Raw genomic sequence first — 26,438 nt, forward strand, 5'->3', positions numbered from 1 at the left:
AACATACCGGGCAGAATATCTGGCTAACAATGCAGCGTCCAGCCCCTTAACATAAAAGGAAGTAAAGAGAGGTTAATAACGATGATTACGACCCGAACCGCCAAACAATGTGGACAGGCAGACTACGGATGGCTACAGGCCCGCTATACCTTCTCCTTTGGACACTATTTCGACCCTACACTGCTGGGCTACGCGTCGTTGCGCGTACTGAACCAGGAAGTGCTGGCGCCGGGCGCCTCTTTTCAGCCTCGAACTTATCCAAAGGTGGATATTTTAAACCTGATTCTGGACGGCGAAGCGGAATACCGCGACAGCGACGGCAACCATGTACAGGCTAAAGCGGGCGAAGCGTTGCTGCTCGCCGCGCAGCCGGGCATTAGCTACAGCGAACATAATCTCAGCAAAGTTAAGCCGTTAACCCGAATGCAACTGTGGCTTGACGCCTGTCCTGAACGGGAAAACGCGCTGGTACAAAAAATCCCACTCTCGACGGCGCAACAACAGCTTCTTGCCTCGCCCGACGGTGAGCAAAACAGCTTACAACTGCGCCAACAGGTCTGGGTACATCATATTACGCTGGAGAAAGGCGAATCGCTTAACTTCCAGCTTCACGGGCCGCGCGCCTATTTGCAGTCGATTCACGGTACGTTCCACGCGATGACGCACAACGAAGAACGCGAGGCGTTAACCTGCGGAGATGGCGCATTTATTCGTGATGAACCTAACATTACGCTGGTTGCCGATACGCCGCTGCGCGCATTACTGGTAGATTTACCGGTGTAGCCAGCCAGAAAAGGAGTCGCAAGATGAGCAAAAAATCGGCGAAGAAACGTCAGCCCGTGGTAAAACCTGCCGTACAGGAGACGATGAGCGCCACTGTGCCGCTGGGCTATGAAGAGATGCTAACCGAACTGGAAGCCATCGTGGCGGACGCCGAAGCCCGGCTGGCAGAAGAAGAGGCCGCAGCCTGAAATCATGCCGGATGGCGGCGCAAGCGCCCGATCCGGCTGATAACGGGTAGACCCGATAAGCGCAGCGCCATCGGGCAACACGCTGCCCCGACGTCATGCCGGGGCGTTATTATTAATGCGCTTTACTGGCCATAATCTCGATGATCTGCTTGTCTGTCTGCTGCATTGAGCGACACGCCAGCGAACACAAATTCGCAATAGATTGTTCGACATTGTGCGCCACAATCCCTTCGTTTCCGGTCACCGCCGTATCATCCAACGCCATCAGTACGGCTTTCCACGCCGCCGACGCGCTGGTAGAGACTTTCATCGCGCAGCTATTCGACGCGCCATCGCAAATCATCCCGCTGACATCACCAATCATACTGCTGATAGCCATTGCGATAGTGTCGTAACGACCATCTATCAGCCACGCCATACCCGCCACCGCGCCCATCGCCGCCGTGGTTGCCGCGCACAGAGCCGACAAACGCGGAAGCTGATGGTGAATATAGATAGCGCTCAAATGCGATAACATTAGCGCGCGCGCCAGGCGCTCGTCATCGGCGCCGACATGTTCAGCAACCACCATGACTGGCACCGTGGCGGTAATCCCCTGGTTGCCAGAACCGGAGTTGCTCATCGCGGGCAACGTGGCGCCGCCCATTCTGGCGTCTGACGCCGCGCTGGTACGGATCAAAATCGCCGTGGAGAGATCTTTCGCCAGCAGACCGCGATCGCACTGTTTGGCCAGCGTCGAACCGATATGCAGCCCCCAGGAACCACGCAGTCCCTCCTGCGACAACGCGCCGTTTAGCCTGGCCGCATCGAGAATAAAGCGAATAGCGTCAAAGGGCACCGCATTCACAAACGCCAGGATCTCTTCCAGCGAGGTATGAGACAGCACTCCCAGTGGCGAGTTTTTTTCTTCTTCCTGCGCATTATCGGCCTGGGTAAATACCACACCCTTGTTGGTTTCTATCCGCACAATATTTGTATGATCGCCGACGATCGTGACACATGCCCAGCTATCGCCGCTATACACTTTCGCCCGTGAAAACAGGATATCGTTACATGGCTCCTGCAACATCACCGCGACATGTCCAGCGGCCAGCATCGCTTTTGCATCGGCAACGGCTTTAGCGGAAGCGTCTTTTAACACCTCCAACCCGGCTTTCGCATCACCGCCCAACGCGCCCAACGCCGCGGCGATCGGTAGCCCTACCATTCCCGTTCCTGGAACGGTAACACCCATACCATTTTTCATCAGATTAGGCGAAACCCACGCGTCAATGCGTTCAACTGTGCCGTCAAGTTCAGCCGCCGCCGCCGCTGCCGCCAGCGCCAGTGAAATTGGCTCAGTACACCCCAGCGCCGGTTTTACTTCTTCCTGTACGGCCAGGATAAAACTTTGCCACAATGGATTTATTTTAGATTCAAACATAACAACAACCTTAATCTCAGGTATATCAAGAGAATGCCAGGAACGGAGAAACGCATAGCAGCAGACCGGTAATAATAATCAGGTACAACGAAGCGCCTTTATATTTGTGCAATGCGGGAACCTTGTAGACCAACCGTGCCGGAATTAAACAGCCCACCATACCGAAGATAGGGCTACAAATAGAGGTGAAGCTCAGTACCGGCGCATTGAGCACAATGGCGCTCCAGGCCAGCAAAATAGCGAAAATCATAATGCCGCGCTGTACCAGATTTTCCTTAATCTTCTCGGCGGGCATTTTACGGCGCAGGATATTCATCACAATGCCTTGCGTCGCTTCGCGGAATCCTAAATAAACGCCAAAGAAGGCGGTCATGACGGCAAAGATGTTCAGAATTACGCTAACCACTTTGACCCAGCCTGCGCCATCGCCGCTAATAAATTGCGCGGCGATCACCAGGGCGGAAATATTCTGCTCGTAGGCTTTCACCGCTTCGTCATGCCCCATCGCCAGGGTGAAGGAAACCGCATAGAAAAATACGGTAACGAACAGGATGCCAAACGCAATATTCATGGCACGCAGCGCTTTATGGCGTGCGACCTCAATAGATTTTTCGCGTGAACGGTAAGAGATCACCATTGGGCTTAACGTCTGGATAAATAAAATCGAGGTCAGCGTAAATGGCAGGGTAATAATGGCGTTTTTAATCAGCAGGGCCATCGGCGGCAGCGCGCCAATGTTATACAGATGCCACATACCCACCATAGAGACGCCCAGCGCCGCCACTACCAGTAGCTTGGTCAGCACCATGCCGGTGGAGATTTTGAACAGTAATTTTTCACCGCGTGAGGAAATCGCCACCAGGATGCAGATCAGCACCAGACCATAAAACGGACTATCGGAAAGTAATCCTTCCGTTACGCCGAAAGTATGCAGATAAGAGGCGCTGTCGTTAGTAATTGCCGTAGAATAGACGAACATCCAGATGACGAGCATTACAAAGTACAGCGCGCCTAATAAAATACCCCAGTTTTTGCCCAGATAGCCGCTGATCACGCTGGGGTAGTCTTTACATTCCGGGGATTCCGCCAGCGTATTAATAAACAGCCGCTGGAACAGGTACATGGCCGGATAGCCAATAATAGAAGAGAGTAAAAAGACCCAAAGTCCCATCAGGCCAACCTAGACAGGAAGAAAAACGATCCCTGCGCCGATCGCCATCCCGATACTCATAATGACCCAACCGGTGTCGGTACTATCAAATTTGATGGCTTCACGCCATTCGCTTTCTGTCATCCCTGCCCGACGCGCCGGGGCTGATGCGTCGAGGATTACGCTGGTATTACTAGCCGATTCCATAAAATTCTCGCTCAATGTGTAGGTAGAGGTTTTTTTATTTTTCGTGCCGCAGCAAGGCGATATGCAGAACGTGAGGTGCAGGTACTTTCTTGTAATAAGAAAATTATACGCGCACGATAAGAGAAAAACTTACCAATAAAACGCCTGCATTTCTTGTGGGTTAAGAATTATTTTCTATTTACTATTTATTTAATATTGTTATTTTCTCTATTTTACGCGTATCACAACAAAAAAGGGCGCACGTTGGTGCGCCCTTTTCTCAGCTTCTGTCTTCTGCGTTATCCCATAGCCTGCTCACGCTGCGCCTGTCGGGCCTATCCACAAACGACTTTAATCGCCAGACCGCCGCGCGACGTCTCGCGATATTTGTCGTTCATGTCTTTACCCGTTTCGTACATGGTTTCGATCACTTTATCGAGCGAAACCCGCGGCTCAGAGGTACGGCGTAGCGCCATTCGCGCCGCATTCACCGCTTTAACGGCGTTAATCGCATTACGTTCAATACAAGGGATTTGTACCTGACCCGCCACCGGGTCACAGGTGAGGCCAAGGTTATGCTCCATCGCAATTTCCGCCGCAATACAGACCTGCGCAGGGCTGCCGCCCAGCAGTTCTGTCAGCCCCGCCGCCGCCATCGAACACGCGACGCCAACCTCACCCTGACACCCCACTTCCGCGCCGGATATCGAGGCGTTCATCTTGTACAGCATGCCAATCGCCCCCGCCGACAGCAGATAGCGGGCGATAGAGTTGGCATTGACCGGGCGACGGAATTTGTCGTAATAGGCCAGCACCGCGGGAATAATGCCGCACGCGCCGTTGGTCGGCGCGGTGACCACTCGCCCGCCCGCCGCGTTCTCTTCGCTCACGGCCAGGGCGAACATGTTAATCCAGTCAATGACGTTCATCGGATCGCGGGAGAGATTATCGCTGGAGACCAGCAGACGCCGTAACGCTACCGCGCGGCGTGGAACGTTCAGCGGCCCCGGCAGCACGCCCTCAGTATTCATGCCACGTTCAATTCCGGTCGCCATCACCTGCCAGATGCGGGCAAAGCCAGCGTCAATCTGCTCTTTGCTCCGCAACGCCAGTTCATTTTGCATCATCAGGCCGGAAACCGAGAGCCCCTGTCTTTCACACAGCGTCAACAGTTCGCTGGCGGAATGAAAATCATACGGCACCGATTTTTCTACGTCGTGCGACTGACCAAAACGCTCCTCTTCGACAATAAAGCCGCCGCCAATAGAGTAATACGTTTTGTGTAAAAGCGGCGCTTGTCCGTTCCAGGCGGTAATACGCATACCGTTTTCATGGCGCGCCAGGGTTTCAGCGTGAAAGAGAATACTGTCGGCGACGGGAAAATCCACCACATGCGCGCCACCCGCCACCGATAAACGGCTGCTGCGGGCAACCTCCTGGATAAACGCCGGAATGCTATCAATATTGACATCCTGCGGCGTATTGCCCGCCAGGCCCATAATGATGGCGGTATCGGTCGCGTGGCCTTTGCCCGTCAGCGATAGCGATCCGTAAAGATCAACCGTGATGCGCGTCGTTCGCGGCAGGTCGCCGCTGTCGATCAGCCGATCGATAAAACATTTTCCTGCATTCATTGGCCCTACGGTATGGGAGCTTGAAGGTCCAATGCCAATCTTAAAAATATCAAATGCGCTAATCATATCTCCCCCTAAGATTACCGTTCAGTGAAGATCCGTCGCGGGGCGATCCACACGATCGCCCCGTTCACGTTACATCGCCTGAGTAAAGGTGCGCGAAATAACGTCCTGTTGCTGCTCACGAGTCAGCGCATTGAAGCGCACGGCATAGCCGGAAACGCGGATCGTCAGGTTCGGGTAGTTTTCCGGATGTTCAATCGCATCCAGCAACATTTCACGGTTCATGACATTGACGTTCAGATGCTGCCCGCCTTCTACCTGTGCTTCATGATGGAAATAGCCGTCCAGCAGGCCGACAAGATTGGTTTTCCGCACCGCATCTTCTTTCCCGAGCGCCGCAGGCACAATCGAGAAGGTGTACGAAATACCGTCTTTGGCGTAGGTAAACGGCAGTTTCGCCACCGACGTCAGCGAGGCCACCGCCCCTTTGCGGTCACGACCATGCATCGGGTTCGCCCCCGGCGCGAACGGCGTTCCGGCGCGGCGTCCATCCGGCGTATTGCCGGTCTTCTGCCCGTACACGACGTTCGAGGTGATGGTCAAAATGGACTGCGTCGGCACCGCATTGCGATACGTCGGCAACACGCTAATTTTTTGCATAAAGCGTTTCACCAGGTCGCAGGCGATGCTGTCCACGCGCTCATCGTTGTTGCCGTACTGCGGATACTCGCCTTCAATAGCAAAGTCGATGGCAAGGCCATTTTCGTCGCGAATCGGCTTCACCTGAGCGTACCTGATGGCGGACAGGGAATCCGCCGCCACCGACAGTCCGGCGATGCCGCACGCCATCGTCCGATACACATCACGGTCGTGCAGCGCCATCAGCGAAGCTTCATAGCTGTACTTATCGTGCATGTAGTGAATGATGTTCAGCGCGCTAATGTACTGCACCGCCAGCCAGTCCATAAAGTGGTCGAGGCTCTCCATTACCGCGTCGTAATCCAGCACCTCATCCATTAATGGCGCGGTTTTCGGCCCGACCTGGATTTTCAGTTTCTCATCAACGCCGCCATTGATAGCGTACAGCAACGTTTTGGCAAGGTTGGCGCGCGCGCCGAAGAACTGCATCTGCTTACCGATGACCATCGGGCTGACGCAACAAGCGATGGCGTAATCGTCGCTGTTAAAGTCGGTACGCATTAAATCGTCGTTTTCATACTGCAAAGATGAGGTCACGATGGAGACCTGCGCAGCATATTTCTTGAATGCCACCGGCAACGCTTCTGACCACAGTATGGTCAGGTTCGGCTCCGGCGCTGGTCCCATCGTGTGCAGGGTATGCAGATAACGGAAGGAGTTTTTCGTCACCAGAGTGCGGCCATCGAGCCCCATCCCTCCAATAACTTCGGTGGCCCAGATCGGATCGCCGGAAAAGAGCGAATCAAATTCCGGCGTGCGCAGGAAGCGCACCATGCGGATCTTCATGATGAAATGGTCGATCAGCTCCTGCGCCTGCTGCTCTGTCAGAAGGCCCGCGTTGAAATCGCGCTCAATGTAGATATCAAGGAACGACGCGGTTCTTCCCAGCGACATTGCACCGCCATTTTGCGATTTTACCGCTGCCAGGTAGGCGAAGTAGAGCCACTGTACCGCTTCCTGCGCGTTCCGCGCCGGGCGGGAGATATCATAGCCGTATTTCGCCGCCATCTCCTGCATTTGCAGCAGCGCGCGACGGTGCTCCGCCAACTCCTCACGCAGGCGAATCGTCGCCTCAAGATTCTGTCCCTGCTCCAGATTCGACTGCAGGTCGGCGAATTGCAGCTCGCGTTCGCGTACCAGATAACGGATGCCATACAGCGCGACGCGACGATAATCGCCAATAATGCGCCCGCGACCATAACCATCCGGCAAACCGGTTAATACGCCGGATTTACGGCAGCGCAGCATATCCGGCGAGTAAACATCGAATACGCCCTGATTATGGGTTTTCCGCAGGTCGGTAAAGGTATATTCAAAATCGGCGTCCATTTCGCGGCCATAGGCGTGGAATGAACTTTTGATCATGTTAACGCCGCCAAACGGATGCAAAGCGCGTTTAAGCGGCTTATCCGTTTGTAAACCGACGATTTTTTCCAGCTCTTTTTCAATATACCCCGCATCGTGCGCGGTAATCGTCGTCGCGATGTTGGTATCGAAATCCACCGGCGCATGGGTCGCGTTCTCGATACGTATTCCCGCCATCACCTTTTCCCACAGCGCCGTGGTCGCTGGCGTCGCGTCGGCGAGAAAAGATTCATCCCCCTCATAGGGCGTATAGTTATGCTGAATAAAATCACGGACATTAATTTCTTCTTTCCAGTCCGTACCTTTAAAATCACGCCATGCTTCGGCATACAGCATATCGCTGGTATCGATATTTACCCTCATGAAAAATAATCTCTCTACAGAACAGCCGTTAAGTTATGCAAATTCCACTGGTGCTTTCACGTTGCCTAAATGAATGGCATCAAGGGCAATCATTTTCTCTTCATTCGTGGGAATAACAGCGCAAATAACCTGAGAAGGGTTAGCGGAAATAATGCGCTCGCCGTGAGAATTCGGCTGCTTATTCATTTCAACGTCTAACGTAAGCCCCAGTACGCCCAAATGTTCAATGACCAACTGGCGAATTAATACTGAATTTTCACCAATACCGCCGGTAAAAATAATGCCATCCAGCCGATGTAACGATGCCGCGTGTCCGGCAATATGACGGGCGATACGGTGGACAAACGTTTTTATCGCTAACCGGGCGCGCTCATGTCCTTCGTGCCAGGCTTTTTCCAGGACTCTAAGGTCGGATGACAACCCGGAGATGCCGAGCAAACCGGACTCTTTATTCACCACTCGCTCCAGATCGCTCAACGTCTGCCCGGTTTCTTTGGCTATCCACGCCATCGCGCCGAAATCAACGTCGCCACTGCGAGTGCCCATCATCAGCCCCTCAAGCGGCGTCATCCCCATTGAGGTATCCACGCTCTGACCATTGCGTACCGCGCAGATAGACGCCCCATTGCCCAGATGCGCGACAATCAGACCCGAGTTTTTTTCATCGAGGTCAAGTAGTTCATACGCGCGCCGCGAAACATAGCGATGCGACGTACCGTGAAAGCCGTAGCGACGCACACCCAGGCTGGAAAAATATTCCCACGGCAATCCGTACAAATAGGCTTCCGGCGCCAGCGTCTGGTGGAAACTGGTATCAAATACCGCCACCTGACGCACGGCCGGGAAAAGGTGCCGCGCCGCGTCAATGCCGCTTAAATTAGCGTAATTATGCAGCGGCGCTAAAGGTGATACCCGACGAATATTATCGATAATCTCATCGGTAATAATGACGGACTGCGTAAATAGCTCTCCACCGTGCGCGATACGGTGACCAATTAATGCCACGCTATCCGTTAAATCACGTTTTTCCAGCTCAAAGGCAATGGCTTTTAACGCGTCCTCATAATTAGAGTGCGAGAGGTTTATCGGCTTATCGCCATTAATAGATAAAAAGGCGTTTTCAGTATTCATTCCATCTGCTATTCCCGCCATTAAAACATCACAGGTAGCGAAATCCAGTACAGAGAATTTGATAGAAGATGATCCGCAATTAATGACCAGAACGACCGGAAATTCATTCATGTAGTGCCTCCGTCGATGTCAGCCTGCGTCCACGCCCTGGGGCGGAACGCAGGCTAAACGTGAGGATTAGAACAATTTGTAGACAATATTCAGGATGGTCAGCAGACCAATCAGGGTGACGAACACGTTATCCAGACGACCACGGTACTTCGCCAGCGACGGCGCTTTACGAATGGCGTACATCGGCAGCAGGCATAACAGCGAGGCGATAATCGGCGCGCCCATCGCTTCAATCAGGTCCAGAATGTTCGGGTTTGCGTAAGCTACGACCCAGGTAGACCCCATAATGAAGATCATGCTGATGGTGTTAAGCTTGCCCATAGAGACTTTGGTTTTATCGCCTTTATAACCGAATTTCAGCACCAGGCCGTTCAGCCCTTCCAGCGTCCCCAGGTAGTGACCGAAGAAAGATTTGAAAATAGCAACCAGCGCGATGATAGACGCGCCATACTCCAGCACCGTTGCAAAAGTAGATTTTGTCCCCGACAAAGAGGCGAAATGGTTAGCCAGGTAGGAAAGTACCGGAATGTTCTGCGCTTTCGCATCCGCCATGTTCTGCGGGGAGAGCGTAAACAGACAGCTAAAGGCGAAGAACATCACCACGGCGACCATCAGCATACTGGCGCGCGAGATGATCTGTGAACATTTACGCTCGGTAAATTCGCGGCCAAACTCTTTCTCATACTCTTCACGCTTAGACACCACGAAGGAAGAGACGATGGGCGAAAAGTTAAAGGAGAACACCATGATAGAGATGCCCAGCCACACCGTAACCAGTATGCCATCGTGCCCAGTCAGCGCGATATTACTGAGATCAACCTGATCGATAACCGCCGAGTTCCAGTAAGGAATCAGCGATAATGAGATTAGCACCAGACTGGCGATAAACGGCCATACCAGGTAACTCATCACCTTAACCATCAGATCTTTACCAAACCAGATCACAAAGGCCATCAGCAGCAGCAAGAACAGCGCCACGAAACCGCGATTCAACGCTGGCATCTGCAACTGGTTTTCCCAAAACGTCATGAACGTGTTAGTGATGGTGACGCCATAAATCCACAGCAGCGGACAAATCGCAAAGAAGTAAAGGAACGTGATAACTACCCCGCCCGTTTTACCAAAGTGCTCTTCGACCGTTTCCGTAATATTGCCGGACGGATTAGATCCGGATAAACACAGACGCGCCAGCGCCCGGTGACAATAGAACGCAATGGGGTAAGCTAAAACCAGCATCAGCAGAATGGGGATAAGCCCGCCAAACCCGGCGCGGATAGGGAAAAACAGCACCCCGGCGCCGATGGCGGTACCAAATAAACCCAGCGTCCACGTCGTGTCCGATTTACGCCATGACGACTGTTTTGCCTGGCTGGATACAATGCTATCAGTAGTACTCATATCCTATCCTCACGAAAAGATTAAGCGTCAACTAAACCCGTAATTTGTGATACCCGAGAAAGATCGATATTGCCGCCAGAAATAATACTGACCGTTTTTCTGTTCTGAATATGGCTATCTAATTTCCCACTTAATAGTGCGGCGCAAGCCAGAGCGCCAGCGCCTTCAGTAATAACCTTATTGCGCTGAATTAAAGCGATCATGCTGTTACGAATTTCATCTTCGCTAACCAGGACAATGTCATCGACTAATTCACGAACGATTTCATAGGTTAAATTACCCGGGCGGGAGACATCACAACCATCCGCCAGGGTGCCGGTCGTTCGGTGCGTGGTTATTTCGCCAGCGTAATAAGACGCCGCCATACCGTGAACATTTTCGGCCTGTACGCCGATAACTTTAATGGTCGGGTTAATCGATTTAATCGCAATGGCAATACCTGCAATTAAACCGCCGCCGCCAATAGGCACGATGACATTATCGACATCGTACAGATCTTCCATAATTTCCAGACCAATAGTGCCCTGTCCGGCAATGACTTTTGGATCGTCGTAAGGCGGAATAAAAATGCGGCCTTCGGTTTCGACAATTTCACTCACCTTAGCGATGGTGTCATTGAAGTTGTCACCGTGGAGCACCACTTCCGCCGAATAATCACAGGTGGCCGCCACTTTTGACTTTGGCGCGCCCTTCGGCATCACGACTTTGCCGTCAATACCCAGCATTGCGCAAGAAAGAGAAACGCCCTGTGCATGATTACCTGCGGAACAGGCCACGACGCCTTTACGTTTTTCCGCCTCCGTTAACGAGCTAAGTTTGTTAAAAGCGCCACGAATTTTAAATGAACCCGTACGCTGCATATTTTCAAACTTGAGAAATATTTCGCCTTTGCAACGTTCACTAAAATAGTTAGAGCGAGGCATTCCCGTTTTATATATCTTCCCCGCCAGTCTTTTTTTCGCTTCGAGGATATCTTCAATTGCAACCGGGAGATCGTATGTAATGTGCATTATAACCTCTTAACCTGGGTATTAAAAATAAGTTACCGTTGCCCACTGTTCAAAAGAAACAGGTGACGTCAATTTCGCTAAATATGTTTATTCCATATCATTCAATTTCTATTAACTGCCTGCGTCTGCATCCATTATATGATGAATATTGTTTAGCCAATTCTACTAATACTGAAGCGGCTTTTTTGATACGATAATTTTTAGACCATACCGCCGCATAACGTGCGACGGGTAACGTGTCTTTTATGGGTATCGTGATAAATTGATTAGAGCCAAAAGGCGTGGTCATATCGCAGGGAATAACAGTTAAGAAATCAGCATTGAGAACAAGATTATATATTGTGACAACGGAATCTGTTTTAACAATGTTTTCGATGCTGATGCCATTTCGTTGTAGAGTGGTGAGTAATTCGCTGTAGTAGCCCATATTCGTTTGCGGCAACACCCACTGTTCGTCCTTTAACGATTCCAGTGTGATGGTGCCGGTGCATGTTCGGGACTTGCTGGCTACCAGGACAAACTCTGATTCAAACAGCGGCTCGACATGCAGATCCTGTAGTTGCATTTCATTACTGAGCGTACCGATAGCAAAGTCCAGCCGCCCGTCGCGCAGGGCCGGCAGGAATGAAGAGAGCTGGGCTTCGTACATGGATACCTGCGCTTTTGGAAATGCCTCTTTGAACTTATGAATCATATCGGACATGAAGGTAAAGCCAATCAGCGAAGGAAAACCAAACGAGACGTCGACAACGGTATTGCACGTCATACTGTTCATCTCGTTGATCATGTTTTTCATTTCGCGGGTGATAGATTCAGACCAGGAAAGCAGTACCTGTCCCGCTTCGGTCAACGTAACGCCGGTATTTTTGCGTACAATTAGCTCAACGCCAAAATAGGCCTCAACATCGCTAATGATTTTACTGACGGCGGGTTGGGTTAACCCTAACGATTTTGCGGCAGAACTGATAGAACCACTTCTAATGACTTCCTGAAAGACCACCAAATGCTGTGTTTTAGGGAGAACAAGAGTATTCATATCTACCGCTCTGAAATAACATTGTGAACGGCAGGAAGTGTAGCAAATTAAATCTTAAAGGTTATGTGCGACCACTCACAAATTAACTTACCGCAATTTTTACATGGTCTTTATTAAATAAAGAAAACCTATTACTTCAATTAGTTACAAAAATAAAACAGCAACTTAGCCTGATTTCAATCAAAAAATAGGGTCGGGATAACGATATATTATGGCGATAACCAGCCTATTTTATCTCCTATTTTCGACATCCCATGAAGACGATATTTCAATCAATTACGGGACATTTTATCGGCAATTCCAGCGTTAAATTTAAAGCGTAATTTCTCAAATTTAAGTATAAACCGAAGGTAAATGCGCTTAAAAACCGTTACGCGTCACATTTTTTTACCTTATTTGTTTGTAAAGAAACATTTAATAAAATTTTAACCAAAATATTTCATACATTTAATTTTCATTTACAACAAATAATTTACACCGCTTTCTTGCTGTTTTTCAGGATGTAATTTTGTGAAAGAAATCGATTGCTTTTCACTTCAACTAAAAAGAGCGCAATCCATAGCGTTTTGTGTTTCTCATCACAAAAACGAATAATATTATGTCACCACGGCTGTCAATTAATTGCCGGATAGTGACGCTGGCGTCTTCTGCAACCTCTATACCCTTCACCGGCCAGATAAGCAAAAACCCGCCGAAGCGGGTTTTATGAAGAGATGAAACTGACCGATAAGCCGCTTTCTTTTGGGTATAGCGTCGTGGACAGTCATTCATCCTGCCGCCCTGTAAAAGCAAAAACCCGCCGAAGCGGGTTTTATGAAGAGGTGAAACTGACCGATAAGCCGGGTTCTGTCGTGGACAGTCATTCATCTAGGCCAGCAATCGCTCACTGGCTCAAGCAGCCTACCCGGGTTCAGTACGGGCCGTACCTTATGAACCCCTATTTGGCCTTGCTCCGGGTGGAGTTTACCGTGCCACGGACTGTTACCAGCCGCGCGGTGCGCTCTTACCGCACCCTTTCACCCTTACCTGATCCCACTTACGTGGGCCATCGGCGGTTTGCTCTCTGTTGCACTGGTCGTGGGTTTCCCCCCCAGGCGTTACCTGGCACCCTGCCCTATGGAGCCCGGACTTTCCTCCCCTCCGCCCGTCTCCCCGAAAGGACGACGACGAAGCGGCGACTGTCTGGTCAGCTTCGGCGCGCAGTATAGAGGGTTCGCGCGACTTTGTCACCCTGCGCTGCGCATTCCTATCGCCAGAGCGGCAGCAACATTTCTGGATGCCCGATAAATATTGTCAAAAGCGCCCCGAAAAGCCTCCTCCAGCGTCACGATGCGCGTGAGTACGCTAAAGACAGCGTCGATGCCATAATGATGCACTATCCCTACATCGTGCGTCAGGCTGCCGGCAATGCCAATCACTGGCTTATGATATTTTTTCGCCACATTCGCGACGCCAATCGGCACTTTACCGCGAATACTTTGGCTATCAATCCGCCCTTCTCCCGTCACCACCAGCGTACAGTCGTGGATATGCTCCTCCAGGTTCAGTGCCGCCGTGACAATTTCGATCCCGCTGCGTAATTCCGCACCGAGAAAAGCCATTAACGCCGCCCCCATACCGCCTGCCGCGCCTGCGCCGGGCGCCGCCTTTACGTCGACATTCAGCGATTTTTTTATGATGTCGGCATAGTGAGCAAGATTTCTGTCCAGCTCAACAATGTTCTCTTCGGTCGCGCCTTTCTGCGGCCCAAAAATTCGTGATGCGCCGTTGTCGCCGATCAGAGGATTAGAGACATCGCAAGCGACACGAATCGCGCAGAGTTTTAAACGGGGATCGAGCTCTGAAATATCAATGTCGCTTAGACAATGAAGGCTTCCGCCACCGTAACCGATATCCGCGCCGTTTGCATCGCGCAGTTTTGCGCCTAGCGCCTGCATCATCCCTGCGCCGCCGTCATTTGTCGCGCTGCCGCCAATGCCGATAATGATATTGCTTGCGCCGCTTTCCAGCGCCTGCAATATCAGCTCCCCCGTTCCCCGCGAGGTAGTAATCAAAGGGTTGCGTTTTTCTGGTGGAACCAGCGCCAGTCCGCTGGCCGCCGCCATTTCAATAAACGCGGTTTTACCATCCCCGGACATTCCCCAGCAGGCTTTCACTTTTTCACCCAACGGCCCGGTCACCCATGCGGCGCGTTCAACGCCCTGCGTCGCGGCAATCATGGCTTCGACCGTTCCTTCGCCGCCATCGGCAACCGGAACAGAGACATATTGCGCATCGGGGAAAATTTCCCGAAATCCTTTTTCTATCGCCTGCGCTACCTCGGCGGCAGAAAGGCTTTCTTTATAGGAGTCGGGGGCAATTACGATTTTCATAGTGGTAGCCTGTTACTGCACAACGCCGGATGGCGTTTCACTTATCCAGCCTGAAATTCAGGCCCGGATCGCTACACGCCATCCGGGCACAACGTCGTTAGCGAGTGACTTCCACTTTCGCCAGTTTTTCGTAGTAGCACGCCAGCGCGCTATGGTCGTCATTACCGTGTCCATCCGCGCGTAACGCCTGCATCATTTCCATAACGGCGGCGGTCAGCGGGAGCTGCGCGCCAACGCCGTGGGAGGTATCCAGCGCATTCGCCAGATCTTTAATGTGCAGATCGATACGGAAACCTGGCTTAAAGTTTCTGTCCATGACCATCGGCGCTTTCGCATCCAGTACCGTGCTGCCAGCCAGACCGCCGCGAATCGCCTGATAGACCAGATCCGGGTTGACGCCCGCTTTAGTCGCCAGCGTCAGCGCTTCAGACATGGCGGCGATATTCAACGCCACGATCACCTGGTTAGCCAGTTTTGTGACGTTGCCTGCGCCGATATCGCCAGTATGCACCACGGAACCCGCCATCGCTTTCATCAGGTCGTAGTACTTGTCGAAAATGGCTTTATCGCCCCCCACCATCACCGACAACGTGCCATCAATCGCCTTCGGCTCGCCGCCGCTGACCGGCGCATCCAACATCTCAACGCCCTTCGCCTTCAGCGCATCGCTGATTTCACGGCTTGCCAGCGGCGCGATAGAACTCATATCAATCAATACGGTTCCCGGCTTCGCGCCTTCGATGATACCGTTCTCGCCCAGCGCAACCTCTTTCACATGCGGAGAGTTAGGCAGCATCGTGATGATGACGTCACACTGTTCAGCGATCGCCTTCGCCGTAGAGGCCGTTTCCGCGCCTGCGGCAATGACGTCGGCAATCGCTTCAGGATTACGATCGGACACCACCAGCGAATACCCTGCTTTCAGTAAGTTTTTGCTCATGGGCTTACCCATGATGCCTAAGCCAATAAAGCCAACTTTCATCGTCATAGCGTTCTCTCTTTCCATACCAGGATTATTTTTTAAAGGTGTCGGCAAGCTTCTGCGTGCTGGCGCGGAATGCGCCTAAATCGCTGCCAACGGCGACAAAGGTCGCGCCCCATTCCAGATAACGGCGGGCATCCGCCTCTACCGGCGCCAGAATGCCGCACGGTTTACCGTGCGCTTTAGCGCGGGCGAAAATATGTTGAATCGTCTGCTGCACGTCAGGGTGAGAAGCATTGCCGAGATGACCCAGCGCGGCGGCCAAATCGCTTGGGCCGACAAAAATGCCATCAACGCCTTCCGTTGCGGCGATGGCATCAACATTGTCGACACCCAACTGGCTTTCGATTTGAACAATAATGGTGATGTTTTTGTTCGACTGCGCAAAGTAATCAGGCACCGTACCGAACATATTCGCGCGGTGAGAAACGGAGACGCCGCGAATGCCTTCCGGCGGGTAACGCGTCGAGGCGACGGCGCGAGCCGCTTCCTCTTGCGTTTCAACAAAGGGGATCAGGAAATTATAAAACCCAATATCCAGCATCCGTTTGATAATGACCGGTTCATTGGTTGGCACACGTACCACAGGCGCGCTGGCGCTGCCTTTCAATGCCATTAACTGCGGAATTAAGGTGGTCACATCGTTCGGCGCATGTTCGCCATCCAGCACCAGCCAGTCAAATCCCGCCAGACCGAGAACTTCGGTGGTGATTGGGCTTGCCAGTGCAGACCAGCAGCCAATCTGTACCTGTTGCGCCGCCAGCGCCGCTTTAAACTTATTCGGGAAAATAGCGTTATTCATCGCTTATACCTTCGCTTATTTCTTTAATTCTCTACATGTGATGCCGCCACCATAACTTATAGCAACGACAATAAAATGCTTATCTGAAATCAGAATGGGTCTCCGCATTCTATTTCTAATGTGGTACACATCCTGTAGCACAATATACCGTTCTGATATCTTTATCGTCTTTTATTATTATCATGGTATTTTCAAATAACTCGTCAGATACACTGAATTCGCCATTCAGTATAAACAGCCTATGGCGGATAATCATTGTGCAAACGCTCATTAAAAAGGGATTATTTAACGCTTATTTTTGAGCATACGCCCATGATACTGGGCGCTAATGCACACATTTACGCTTTACCCGGCCTACATAAAAAATTTCATAATTTGCGGTGATCTGGATCACATTCTTATATTTATACTCCTGTCATTCTTATTTCATTATGCATGAACTTTATTTCTTATATTGAGATTTAACGATTTAACCATAACCAAAATAGATAATCCTATTTCTATCATCCAGGCTGGAGAATGTTGAACAATGGCCAATATCGAAATTCGCCAGGAATCGCCATCGGCGTTTTATATAAAAGTACATGAAACCGATAATGTCGCAATTATTGTTAATGACCACGGTCTTAAAGCCGGAACACGTTTTCCGGATGGCCTGGAACTGACTGAACATATTCCGCAAGGCCATAAAGTTGCTCTGACGGATATCCCCGCTCACGGCGAAATCATCCGTTATGGCGAAGTCATCGGTTATGCGGTACGCGACATCCCGCGCGGAAGCTGGATCGACGAGTCGCTGGTTGAACTGCCAAAAGCGCCGCCGCTGAATACGCTACCGCTGGCGACCAAAGTACCGGAACCGCTGCCGCCGCTGGAAGGCTATACGTTTGAGGGCTATCGTAACGCCGATGGCAGCGTCGGCACCAAAAATCTGCTTGGCATTACCACCAGCGTGCACTGTGTGGCGGGCGTGGTCGATTATGTGGTGAAAGTGATTGAGCGCGATCTCCTGCCCAAATACCCGAATGTCGATGGCGTTGTAGGGCTAAACCATCTGTACGGCTGCGGCGTGGCAATCAACGCGCCGGCGGCGGTCGTGCCGATTCGCACGATTCATAATATCGCGCTCAACCCCAATTTTGGCGGCGAAGTGATGGTGATTGGCCTCGGTTGCGAAAAACTGCAGCCGGAACGGCTGCTGGAAGGCACCGAGGATGTTCCCGCCATCGCCGTTGAAAGCGCCAGTATTGTGCGTTTACAGGACGAGCAGCATGTCGGCTTTAAATCAATGGTCGACGATATTTTGCGGGTCGCCGAACGCCATCTGACGAAACTGAACCAGCGCCAGCGCGAAACCTGCCCGGCCTCCGAGCTGGTCGTCGGGATGCAGTGTGGCGGCAGCGATGCGTTTTCTGGCGTCACGGCAAACCCGGCGGTGGGTTATGCTTCCGATCTGCTGGTACGCTGCGGCGCGACCGTCATGTTCTCGGAGGTCACCGAAGTGCGCGATGCCATTCATCTTCTGACGCCGCGCGCCATCAACGAAGCCGTGGGTAAACGCCTGCTGGATGAAATGGCCTGGTACGATAACTATCTTGATATGGGGAAAACCGATCGCAGCGCTAACCCGTCCCCTGGCAACAAAAAAGGCGGCCTGGCGAACGTCGTGGAAAAAGCGTTGGGCTCTATCGCTAAATCGGGTAAGAGCGCCATTGTCGAAGTATTATCGCCGGGCCAGCGCCCCACCAAACGCGGCCTGATTTACGCCGCGACGCCCGCCAGCGATTTCGTCTGCGGCACGCAGCAGGTCGCTTCCGGCATTACCGTACAGGTCTTTACCACCGGACGCGGCACGCCGTACGGGCTGATGGCGGTGCCGGTCATTAAAATGGCGACGCGTACCGAGCTGGCGAACCGCTGGTATGACTTAATGGATATCAATGCAGGCACCATCGCCACGGGTGAAGAGACAATCGAAGATGTGGGCTGGAAGCTATTTCACTTTATTCTCGATGTCGCCAGCGGCCGGAAAAAGACTTTCTCAGATCAATGGGGATTGCATAACCAGCTGGCAGTGTTTAACCCCGCACCTGTGACCTGATCCAGTCAGTACCCTTCTCCGACCAGGGTATAACCGCATAATCTGTAGACCGGGTAAGCGCCAGCGCTACCCGGTATTTTTTCGCCCTTAGTCTGTAGCCTGAAGTATGTCTGCCCGACATGCTTTTTTTACTCCTGACTTTCGATAACTTCCATTTTATTTCGAAACTTTCATTTATCAGATCAAAATCACAAAAAAACATTCCGAAAGCCTATAAATTCTTTCAAAGAAAACAAACGAAAGATTTCGGAGGAAGGATGTTTATCATTTCAGGCAGAACAATGCTAAAGAAGGCGCAGCAGGAAGGCTATGCTGTGCCGGCGTTTAACATCCACAACCTGGAGACATTGCAAGTGGTGGTGGAAACCGCCGCAGAATTGCGCTCTCCGCTGATTGTCGCCGGTACGCCAGGCACCTTTAGCTACGCAGGCGTCGGTAATATCGTGGCCATCGCCGCAGAACTGGCGAAAAGCTGGAACCATCCTCTCGCGGTACATCTCGATCATCATGAAAAACTGGCCGACATCAAAATGAAAGTCGCCGCCGGGGTACGCTCGGTCATGATCGACGGGTCGCATTTCCCCTTTGCCGACAATATTGCGCTGGTGAAAAGTGTGGTTGATTACTGTCATCGCTACGATGTCAGCGTTGAAGCTGAACTTGGGCGTCTCGGCGGGCAGGAAGACGATCTTATCGTTGACGGTAAAGATGCGCTTTATACCCATCCGGAACAGGCCCGGGAATTTGTAGAAAAAACGGGTATCGACTCGTTAGCCATTGCTATCGGCACCGCTCACGGCCTCTACACCGCTGAACCAAAACTTGATTTTGAACGACTGACGGAAATTCGTCAGCGGGTTGATGTCCCCTTAGTCCTTCACGGCGCCTCTGGCCTGCCGACCCGCGATATTACCCGCGCTATTTCGCTGGGCATCTGCAAAGTTAACGTCGCGACCGAGCTTAAAATCGCCTTTTCCGGCGCGCTTAAAAACTATTTAACGCAACACGCAGAGGCCAGCGATCCCCGCCATTACATGATCCCGGCGAAAGCGGCCATGAAAGAGGTTGTACGTAAAGTGATTGCCGACTGCGGTTGTGAAGGGAAGCTCTAAAGCCCCCGGATTTAGCACGGCAAAGGGCGTTTTCATAGCTGGATCACGAAAGCCATTATTATCCTTTGCCTTCAAACCAAAAATATTATGAAGATAAACAAAAGATATCGGAGCCAGAAGTGAAAGAAATAATTTCTCGTCACAAAGCAGGGGAACAGATAGGGATCTGTTCCGTATGTTCAGCACACCCGCTGGTGATTGAATCCGCATTACGTTTTGACCTGAATAGCGGGAACAAAGTTCTGATCGAGGCGACCTCTAACCAGGTTAATCAGTTTGGCGGTTATACCGGCATGAAACCGGCTGACTTTCGTGATTTTGTCTATGGCATCGCCCAGGAAGTGGGTTTTCCACGCGAACGGCTTATTTTAGGCGGCGATCACCTGGGACCTAACTGCTGGCAAAACGAACCTGCGGATACGGCGATGGAAAAATCCGTCGAACTCATTAAGGCTTACGTCGCTGCCGGGTTTAGCAAAATCCATCTTGATGCCTCTATGTCCTGCGCTGACGACCCGACGCCGCTGGACCCAATGGTTGTCGCTAAACGCGCCGCCTTGCTTTGCCAGGCAGCGGAAACGACGGCGACCGACGAACAAAAACGCCATTTAACCTATGTTATCGGCACTGAAGTTCCGGTTCCGGGCGGGGAAGCCAGCGCCATTAACGCCGTGCATGTTACCCGCGAACAGGATGCGGCCCGCACGCTGCAAACGCATCAGGCTGCTTTTCGCGCCCTGGGGCTGGATGAGGCATTGAACCGGGTTATCGCGATTGTCGTACAGCCGGGCGTAGAATTCGACCATACACAGATTATCCACTATCAACCGCAGGCCGCTAAAGCGCTTTCCAACTGGATAAAAGAAACGCCGATGGTCTATGAAGCGCATTCGACTGATTATCAGACGCGACAGGCCTACCGTGCGCTGGTACGCGATCATTACGCCATTTTGAAGGTCGGCCCGGCGCTCACTTTCGCCCTGCGCGAAGCCATTTTCGCACTTGCGCAAATGGAAAACGAGCTGATCTCCCCGGAACAACGTAGTCGGGTACTGGAGGTCATTGATGAAGTTATGCTAAACGAACCGGGCTACTGGAAAAAATACTACCGTCCAACCTGGAGCCAGGCGATGGTCGACATCCACTTTAGTTTGTCTGACCGTATTCGCTATTACTGGCCGCACCCGCGTATTCGTCAAAGCGTAGAAAAGTTAATCGCCAATCTGAACAACGTCACATTGCCGCTGGGATTAATTAGCCAGTTTATGCCCGTACAGTTTGAACGCCTGTCTGAGGGCGTGCTCACCCCCACGCCGCATAACCTGATTATTGACAAAATTCAGGATGTTCTGCGCGCTTATCGCTTCGGTTGCACGCCGGATGTCGCCTGAATAATGGAGAATTTATGAGCCAACTATTTGTCCGAACCGGAATCACATTCGACTCGAGCCAACAGGCGCTGGCGCACATTGGCAAAGAGATGCTGGCGAAAGGCGTGGTGCATGATAGTTATCCGCAGGCGCTGGTGGAACGTGAAGCGTCTTTTCCTACCGGCATTGCGCTGGAGCGTCACGCCGTCGCTATCCCTCATTGCGAGGCGGTTCATGCGAAATCACCCGCTATCTATCTGATTCGTCCAGATAAGCCGGTCATGTTTCAACAGGCGGATGATGACGAAGAGATTGCCGTTTCGTTAATCATCGCCTTAATCGTTGAAAACCCGGCGGCACAGCTAAAACTTCTGCGCCGCCTGTTTAGTGAGCTACAGAACCCGAGCACCCTCGATGCCCTGTTAAGCGCGCCGGATGCCGAACTGGCGATACGCTTTCAGGAAACCATCCTTGAGCCTGAGCAGTGCGTCCAGGTTTGATAATAAATTGATAATAATGAGGAATACCCTATGAAACGTAAAGTAATTGTGGCCTGTGGCGGTGCGGTTGCAACCTCAACGATGGCTGCGGAAGAAATTAAAGAGCTATGTGATGCCAACCATATTGAGCTCGACTTAGTGCAATGCCGGGTCACCGAAATCGAAACCTATATGGACGGCGCCGATCTTATCTGTACCACTGCCAGGGTCGATCGCGCCTTTGGCGATATTCCCGTCGTTCACGGTATGCCTTTTGTTTCCGGCGTGGGTATTGAAGCATTACAGCAAAAAATTCTGTCCATTCTCATGGGGTAACGTATGTTTAGCGAAATAATGCGTTATATCCTCGACTTAGGCCCAACGGTGATGTTGCCTCTGGTGATCATCGTGTTCTCTAAACTGCTGGGAATGAAGCTTGGGGATTGTTTTAAATCGGGTTTGCATATTGGTATCGGCTTCGTGGGTATTGGTCTGGTCATCGGCCTGATGCTGGATTCTATCGGCCCCGCGGCGAAAGCCATGGCGGAACATTTCCAAATCAATCTCCACGTTATTGACGTCGGCTGGCCAGGTTCATCGCCCATGACCTGGGCGTCACAAATCGCGCTGGTCGCGATCCCTGTCGCCATCGGGGTTAACGTCCTGATGCTGGTGACCCGCATGACCCGCGTGGTGAATGTTGATATCTGGAATATCTGGCACATGACCTTCACGGGCGCCATGCTGCATCTGGCGACCGGTTCATACTGGCTGGGGATTCTGGGCGTTGTGGTTCATGCCGCCTTTGTCTACAAACTGGGGGACTGGTTTGCCAAAGATACCCGCGACTATTTTGGCCTCGAGGGGATTGCTATCCCACACGGTTCATCCGCGTACCTGGGCCCCGTGGCGGTACTCGTTGATACCATTATCGAGAAAATTCCGGGTCTCAATCGTATTCACTTTAGCGCAGACGATGTCCAGAAACGCTTCGGACCGTTTGGCGAGCCGGTGACTGTCGGCTTCGTGATGGGGCTGGTGATTGGTGTACTGGCAGGCTACGACGCCAAAGCCGTTCTGCAACTGGCGGTCAAAACCGCAGCGGTGATGCTGCTTATGCCACGCGTCATTAAACCTATTATGGATGGCCTAACGCCTATCGCGAAACATGCGCGTAAACGTCTACAGGATAAATTTGGCGGGCAGGAGTTCCTGATAGGCCTTGATCCAGCGCTACTGCTCGGTCATACCTCTGTTGTCTCCGCGAGCCTGATATTCATTCCGCTGACCATCCTGATTGCCGTCTTAGTACCGGGGAACCAGGTGCTGCCGTTCGGCGACCTCGCCACCATCGGTTTCTTTATTGCGATGGCGGTCGCGGTACACCAGGGCAACCTGTTCCGCACGCTGATTTCAGGTGTCATTATTATGGGTATCACCCTGTGGATAGCCACCCAGACGATTGGCCTGCATACCCAACTGGCTGCCAATGCCGGAGCGCTAAAAGCTGGCGGACAAGTCGCCTCGCTGGATCAGGGCGGTTCTCCCATCACTTGGCTGCTGATTCAACTTTTTACCTGGCAGAATATCGTCGGCTTCGCCGTCATTGCCATTATCTATCTGGCCGGCGTACTGCTGACCTGGCGTCGCGCCCGACAGTTTGTCGCGGCTGAGAAAGCCACGGCGCTACAGCAAAGTCAAATCGCCTCTTAATTTTAGGGGAGCAATCGCTCCCCTCACCTTCCTGGAGAATGTTATGAAATCAGTGGTTATTCACGCTGAGGGAGACGTGCGCGTTGAAGAACGTCCCTTACCACAACTGCAAGCCGAGGACGATGTGTTGGTCAAAGTCGTTAGCTCAGGGCTTTGCGGGTCGGATATCCCGCGTATTTTCGCGCAGGGCGCCCATTATTATCCTATTACGTTAGGCCATGAATTCAGCGGCTACGTTGAATCCTACGGCACAGGCGTAACGGATATGCAGCCTGGCGATGCCGTCGCTTGTGTCCCGCTTCTTCCCTGCTTTCACTGTCCGCAATGCGAACGCGGTTACTTTTCTTTATGCAAACAGTATCAGTTTGTAGGATCGCGCAGCGAAGGCGGTAATGCGGAATATGTGGTGGTCAAACGGGCCAATCTTTTCCGCTTGCCGTCTGATATGCCGATTGAAGATGGCGCGTTTATCGAACCAATTACCGTGGGCTTACACGCCTTTCATCTGGCGCAGGGCTGCGAGGGGAAAAACGTAATTATCGTTGGTGCCGGGACAATTGGCCTGCTGGCCTTACAGTGCGCGCGGGAACTGGGCGCGCGAAGCGTAACGGCGATTGATATCAATCCGCAGAAACTGGAACTTGCGAAAGCGCTCGGCGCAACGCATACCTGTAATAGCCGGGAAATGACCGCCGACGACATCCAGACCGCGTTGTCCGACATTCAGTTTGATCAACTGGTTCTCGAAACGGCAGGAACTCCCCAGACCGTCTCGCTGGCTATCGATATCGCCGGGCCGCGCGCGCAACTGGCGCTGGTGGGGACGTTACATCAGGATCTCACCCTGACAACGCGTACATTCGGGCTAATTTTGCGTAAAGAGCTCACGCTCCTCGGCAGTTGGATGAACTACTCCGCGCCATGGCCAGGAGAAGAATGGGAAACCGCAGCGCGCCTGTTGGCTGAAAAACGTCTTCAACTGACCCCTCTCATTGCCCATCGCGGCGATGCGGAAAGCTTTGCAGAAGCAGTCAAAGCGCTTAATGGCGCGCCCATGCAGGGCAAAATCCTACTTCAACTTTCCTGATGGTACGAGCCAGCAACCTGCGCTGGCTCACATTTCCTTTCGAAATTTAGCGTTCACCTTTCGCAATCCTTCGTTTAAACTAGTTACAGTTAATTATCAGGCAAATCAATATGAACTCATTTGAGCGAAGAAATAAAATTGTCGACCTGATTAATACGCAAGGCAGCGTGCTGGTGATGGACCTTTCAAATACATTTGGTATTTCTGAAGTGACTATCCGTGCTGACCTGCGTCTGCTGGAAGAGAAAGGCCTTGTCACCCGTTTTCATGGCGGCGCGGCAAAACCGGGAAGTCATCTGGCGGAAGGCGACAATCAGGAAGTCATTCTGGAAGATCGGTATCAACTCGCCAGCGATCCGAAAAAGCGGATTGCCCAGGCGGCTGCGGCAATGGTTGAAGAAGGAATGACCATCATTCTGGATAGCGGGAGCACAACATTACTGATTGCGGAAGCGCTCGCGCGAAAAAGCAATATTACGGTGATCACTAACAGCTTGCCTGCCGCTTTTACGCTATCAGAAAATAAAGATCTCACGCTGGTGGTCTGCGGCGGTACGGTACGGCATAAAACCCACTCAATGCACGGCACGATTGCGGAACGATCGCTACACGGCATCAGCGCCGATTTAATGTTTGTCGGGGCGGATGGCATTGATGCGACAAACGGTATTACCACGTTTAACGAAGGTTATTCCATTAGCGGCGTCATGGCGGCGGCGGCACACAAAGTTATCGCGGTACTGGACGCGACCAAATTTAACCGTCGCGGCTTTAACCAGGTATTGCCGATGGACAAGATCGACTGTGTGATAACCGATGACACCATCAGCAAACAGGATAAAGCGGCATTAGCGAAAACAGGCGTGGAATTAATGATCGTCTAAAAAGGAGTCGGTTATGCGTTGCTGATCGCGAGAGTAAGCCCGAAGGAAAGGTCCGGCCCGCTATCACCGCCCAATGCCCCCATCAATTTACCCACATCAATCACCTGATTGAGTATTAACGCGATGGCGATAAAAGGCGGTTCCCGGGCGCTCGCTTTTATTCTTCCTGCTGCTCCAGCGCATACTTATACAGCGCATTTTTCTTCACGCCGTGAATTTCTGCTGCCAGCGCCGCCGCTTTTTTCAGCGGCAGTTCTGCCTGTAGCAGCGCCAGCGTGCGCAGCGCGTCGGCGGGCAGGTCGTCTTCTTGCGCTTTATGGCCTTCGACAATCAGCACCATTTCGCCTTTGCGACGGTTTTCATCTTCTTTGACCCACGCCAGCAGCTCGCCAACGGGCGCGCCGTGAATGGTTTCCCAGGTTTTGGTCAGCTCACGCGCCAGCACCACATAACGGGATTCTCCCAATACCGCGACGATATCTTCCAGGCTATCTAACAGGCGGTGGGTTGACTCATAAAAAATCAGCGTTCGCGGTTCCGTTTCAATGGCTTTTAGCGCATCACGGCGGCCTTTTGATTTGGCAGGCAGGAAGCCTTCATAACAAAAACGATCTGATGGTAAACCCGCGGCGCTTAATGCAGTGATAGCAGCACACGGCCCTGGTAGCGGCACCACGCGAATCCCCGCTTCACGGCAAGTACGCACCAGATGGTAGCCCGGATCGTTAATCAGCGGCGTACCGGCGTCGGAAACCAGCGCAATGTTCTGCCCTTCTTTTAGCTTCGCGACCAGCGTTTCCGCTTTTTGTTGTTCGTTATGGTCGTGCAGCGCGAACAATCGGGCATTAATCCCAAAATGTTGCAGCAATAAACCGGTGTGACGAGTATCCTCGGCGGCAATCAGATCTACAGCCTGTAACACCTCCAACGCACGCTGGGTAATATCCGCCAGATTACCGATAGGAGTAGGTACAATAAAGAGTTGGCCCTGAGAATTATCCGCCGATTCGTTTTGTTTCATTGTGTCGTCCGTATTGCCGATTTAATATTGAGCAT

At 52.1% G+C, this 26,438-nt stretch carries 21 protein-coding genes, 1 other RNA gene and 1 pseudogene; 10 read left to right on the forward strand and 13 right to left on the reverse strand.

Annotated features, from left to right (window positions below; all coding sequences use genetic code 11):
- Positions 1–81: 81 nt before the first annotated feature.
- Positions 82–783, forward strand: coding sequence for a pirin family protein (locus N7E69_RS05280; RefSeq protein ID WP_000633552.1), 702 nt, complete (start codon positions 82–84; stop codon positions 781–783).
- Positions 784–806: 23 nt separating this feature from the next.
- Complete coding sequence (locus tag N7E69_RS05285; protein ID WP_000039327.1) at positions 807–971, forward strand: hypothetical protein; 165 nt, start codon at positions 807–809, stop codon at positions 969–971.
- A 112-nt stretch (positions 972–1,083) separates the two neighbouring features.
- Here N7E69_RS05285 and N7E69_RS05290 read toward each other — a convergent pair whose 3' ends face one another.
- The 12 genes and pseudogenes from N7E69_RS05290 to garL form a co-directional block, all read right to left on the reverse strand.
- Entirely contained in the window at positions 1,084–2,394 is a 1,311-nt protein-coding gene (locus N7E69_RS05290; protein ID WP_001751452.1) for a serine dehydratase subunit alpha family protein, read from the reverse strand.
- A gap of 25 nt (positions 2,395–2,419) precedes the next feature.
- A pseudogene (locus N7E69_RS05295) lies at positions 2,420–3,751 on the reverse strand (hypothetical protein).
- A gap of 314 nt (positions 3,752–4,065) precedes the next feature.
- Positions 4,066–5,430: an L-serine ammonia-lyase gene (gene tdcG / locus N7E69_RS05300; RefSeq protein WP_000622075.1), complete on the reverse strand. Its 1,365-nt coding sequence runs from the start codon at positions 5,428–5,430 to the stop codon at positions 4,066–4,068.
- Positions 5,431–5,499: 69 nt separating this feature from the next.
- A complete protein-coding gene (gene pflB, locus N7E69_RS05305) occupies positions 5,500–7,794 on the reverse strand; it encodes a formate C-acetyltransferase (RefSeq protein ID WP_001265608.1) in 2,295 nt (764 codons plus the stop codon).
- A gap of 33 nt (positions 7,795–7,827) precedes the next feature.
- Complete coding sequence (gene tdcD / locus N7E69_RS05310; protein WP_001001845.1) at positions 7,828–9,036, reverse strand: propionate kinase; 1,209 nt, start codon at positions 9,034–9,036, stop codon at positions 7,828–7,830.
- A 66-nt stretch (positions 9,037–9,102) separates the two neighbouring features.
- Entirely contained in the window at positions 9,103–10,434 is a 1,332-nt protein-coding gene (tdcC, locus tag N7E69_RS05315) for a threonine/serine transporter TdcC (RefSeq protein ID WP_000108129.1), read from the reverse strand.
- A gap of 20 nt (positions 10,435–10,454) precedes the next feature.
- Positions 10,455–11,444: a bifunctional threonine ammonia-lyase/L-serine ammonia-lyase TdcB gene (gene tdcB, locus N7E69_RS05320; RefSeq protein ID WP_000548368.1), complete on the reverse strand. Its 990-nt coding sequence runs from the start codon at positions 11,442–11,444 to the stop codon at positions 10,455–10,457.
- Between the two features lie 97 nt (positions 11,445–11,541).
- The gene (gene tdcA / locus N7E69_RS05325; RefSeq protein ID WP_001751455.1) at positions 11,542–12,480 is read right to left on the reverse strand and encodes a transcriptional regulator TdcA; all 939 of its coding nucleotides are present in this window, start codon (positions 12,478–12,480) and stop codon (positions 11,542–11,544) included.
- An 819-nt stretch (positions 12,481–13,299) separates the two neighbouring features.
- Positions 13,300–13,674: RNase P RNA component class A (gene rnpB / locus N7E69_RS05330), an RNA gene on the reverse strand.
- Between the two features lie 32 nt (positions 13,675–13,706).
- Positions 13,707–14,852: a glycerate 2-kinase gene (gene garK, locus N7E69_RS05335; protein WP_000706458.1), complete on the reverse strand. Its 1,146-nt coding sequence runs from the start codon at positions 14,850–14,852 to the stop codon at positions 13,707–13,709.
- 97 nt (positions 14,853–14,949) lie between these two features.
- Positions 14,950–15,840, reverse strand: a complete 891-nt coding sequence (garR, locus tag N7E69_RS05340) for a 2-hydroxy-3-oxopropionate reductase (protein ID WP_000178106.1) — start codon at positions 15,838–15,840, stop codon at positions 14,950–14,952.
- Between the two features lie 25 nt (positions 15,841–15,865).
- Positions 15,866–16,636, reverse strand: a complete 771-nt coding sequence (gene garL, locus N7E69_RS05345; protein ID WP_001057715.1) for a 2-dehydro-3-deoxyglucarate aldolase — start codon at positions 16,634–16,636, stop codon at positions 15,866–15,868.
- Between the two features lie 529 nt (positions 16,637–17,165).
- Between garL and garD the strand changes: the two genes are divergently transcribed.
- The 8 genes from garD to N7E69_RS05385 all read left to right on the forward strand — a co-directional run bounded on the left by garD (position 17,166) and on the right by N7E69_RS05385 (position 25,382).
- Entirely contained in the window at positions 17,166–18,737 is a 1,572-nt protein-coding gene (gene garD, locus N7E69_RS05350) for a galactarate dehydratase (protein ID WP_001273723.1), read from the forward strand.
- A gap of 257 nt (positions 18,738–18,994) precedes the next feature.
- The gene (locus tag N7E69_RS05355) at positions 18,995–19,849 is read left to right on the forward strand and encodes a tagatose bisphosphate family class II aldolase (RefSeq protein WP_000469979.1); all 855 of its coding nucleotides are present in this window, start codon (positions 18,995–18,997) and stop codon (positions 19,847–19,849) included.
- 119 nt (positions 19,850–19,968) lie between these two features.
- Entirely contained in the window at positions 19,969–21,240 is a 1,272-nt protein-coding gene (gatZ, locus tag N7E69_RS05360; RefSeq protein ID WP_001675498.1) for a tagatose-bisphosphate aldolase subunit GatZ, read from the forward strand.
- Between the two features lie 14 nt (positions 21,241–21,254).
- Positions 21,255–21,719, forward strand: coding sequence for a PTS galactitol transporter subunit IIA (gene gatA / locus N7E69_RS05365; RefSeq protein ID WP_000080445.1), 465 nt, complete (start codon positions 21,255–21,257; stop codon positions 21,717–21,719).
- A gap of 30 nt (positions 21,720–21,749) precedes the next feature.
- Positions 21,750–22,034, forward strand: coding sequence for a PTS galactitol transporter subunit IIB (gatB, locus tag N7E69_RS05370; RefSeq protein ID WP_000824293.1), 285 nt, complete (start codon positions 21,750–21,752; stop codon positions 22,032–22,034).
- 3 nt (positions 22,035–22,037) lie between these two features.
- A complete protein-coding gene (locus tag N7E69_RS05375) occupies positions 22,038–23,411 on the forward strand; it encodes a galactitol-specific PTS transporter subunit IIC (protein WP_000490603.1) in 1,374 nt (457 codons plus the stop codon).
- A gap of 43 nt (positions 23,412–23,454) precedes the next feature.
- Positions 23,455–24,498, forward strand: a complete 1,044-nt coding sequence (gatD, locus tag N7E69_RS05380; RefSeq protein ID WP_000844176.1) for a galactitol-1-phosphate 5-dehydrogenase — start codon at positions 23,455–23,457, stop codon at positions 24,496–24,498.
- A gap of 110 nt (positions 24,499–24,608) precedes the next feature.
- Positions 24,609–25,382: a DeoR/GlpR family DNA-binding transcription regulator gene (locus N7E69_RS05385; protein ID WP_001083896.1), complete on the forward strand. Its 774-nt coding sequence runs from the start codon at positions 24,609–24,611 to the stop codon at positions 25,380–25,382.
- Between the two features lie 157 nt (positions 25,383–25,539).
- On the opposite strand, the gene rsmI is transcribed toward N7E69_RS05385, so the two are convergent.
- Positions 25,540–26,403, reverse strand: a complete 864-nt coding sequence (gene rsmI / locus N7E69_RS05390; protein WP_000812295.1) for a 16S rRNA (cytidine(1402)-2'-O)-methyltransferase — start codon at positions 26,401–26,403, stop codon at positions 25,540–25,542.
- Between the last annotated feature and the right edge of the window lie 35 nt (positions 26,404–26,438).

Source organism: Salmonella sp. 3C, from assembly GCF_025426275.1.
GTDB lineage: Bacteria > Pseudomonadota > Gammaproteobacteria > Enterobacterales > Enterobacteriaceae > Salmonella > Salmonella enterica.

What these genes read in the sequence shown, in the direction of transcription:
- N7E69_RS05280 (WP_000633552.1), top strand. Translation starts at nt 82, where the DNA reads ATGATTACGACCCGAACCGCCAAACAATGTGGACAGGCAGACTACGGA.
- N7E69_RS05285 (WP_000039327.1), top strand. Translation starts at nt 807, where the DNA reads ATGAGCAAAAAATCGGCGAAGAAACGTCAGCCCGTGGTAAAACCTGCC.
- N7E69_RS05290 (WP_001751452.1), bottom strand. Translation starts at nt 2,394, where the DNA reads ATGTTTGAATCTAAAATAAATCCATTGTGGCAAAGTTTTATCCTGGCC.
- tdcG (WP_000622075.1), bottom strand. Translation starts at nt 5,430, where the DNA reads ATGATTAGCGCATTTGATATTTTTAAGATTGGCATTGGACCTTCAAGC.
- pflB (WP_001265608.1), bottom strand. Translation starts at nt 7,794, where the DNA reads ATGAGGGTAAATATCGATACCAGCGATATGCTGTATGCCGAAGCATGG.
- tdcD (WP_001001845.1), bottom strand. Translation starts at nt 9,036, where the DNA reads ATGAATGAATTTCCGGTCGTTCTGGTCATTAATTGCGGATCATCTTCT.
- tdcC (WP_000108129.1), bottom strand. Translation starts at nt 10,434, where the DNA reads ATGAGTACTACTGATAGCATTGTATCCAGCCAGGCAAAACAGTCGTCA.
- tdcB (WP_000548368.1), bottom strand. Translation starts at nt 11,444, where the DNA reads ATGCACATTACATACGATCTCCCGGTTGCAATTGAAGATATCCTCGAA.
- tdcA (WP_001751455.1), bottom strand. Translation starts at nt 12,480, where the DNA reads ATGAATACTCTTGTTCTCCCTAAAACACAGCATTTGGTGGTCTTTCAG.
- garK (WP_000706458.1), bottom strand. Translation starts at nt 14,852, where the DNA reads ATGAAAATCGTAATTGCCCCCGACTCCTATAAAGAAAGCCTTTCTGCC.
- garR (WP_000178106.1), bottom strand. Translation starts at nt 15,840, where the DNA reads ATGACGATGAAAGTTGGCTTTATTGGCTTAGGCATCATGGGTAAGCCC.
- garL (WP_001057715.1), bottom strand. Translation starts at nt 16,636, where the DNA reads ATGAATAACGCTATTTTCCCGAATAAGTTTAAAGCGGCGCTGGCGGCG.
- garD (WP_001273723.1), top strand. Translation starts at nt 17,166, where the DNA reads ATGGCCAATATCGAAATTCGCCAGGAATCGCCATCGGCGTTTTATATA.
- N7E69_RS05355 (WP_000469979.1), top strand. Translation starts at nt 18,995, where the DNA reads ATGTTTATCATTTCAGGCAGAACAATGCTAAAGAAGGCGCAGCAGGAA.
- gatA (WP_000080445.1), top strand. Translation starts at nt 21,255, where the DNA reads ATGAGCCAACTATTTGTCCGAACCGGAATCACATTCGACTCGAGCCAA.
- gatB (WP_000824293.1), top strand. Translation starts at nt 21,750, where the DNA reads ATGAAACGTAAAGTAATTGTGGCCTGTGGCGGTGCGGTTGCAACCTCA.
- N7E69_RS05375 (WP_000490603.1), top strand. Translation starts at nt 22,038, where the DNA reads ATGTTTAGCGAAATAATGCGTTATATCCTCGACTTAGGCCCAACGGTG.
- gatD (WP_000844176.1), top strand. Translation starts at nt 23,455, where the DNA reads ATGAAATCAGTGGTTATTCACGCTGAGGGAGACGTGCGCGTTGAAGAA.
- N7E69_RS05385 (WP_001083896.1), top strand. Translation starts at nt 24,609, where the DNA reads ATGAACTCATTTGAGCGAAGAAATAAAATTGTCGACCTGATTAATACG.
- rsmI (WP_000812295.1), bottom strand. Translation starts at nt 26,403, where the DNA reads ATGAAACAAAACGAATCGGCGGATAATTCTCAGGGCCAACTCTTTATT.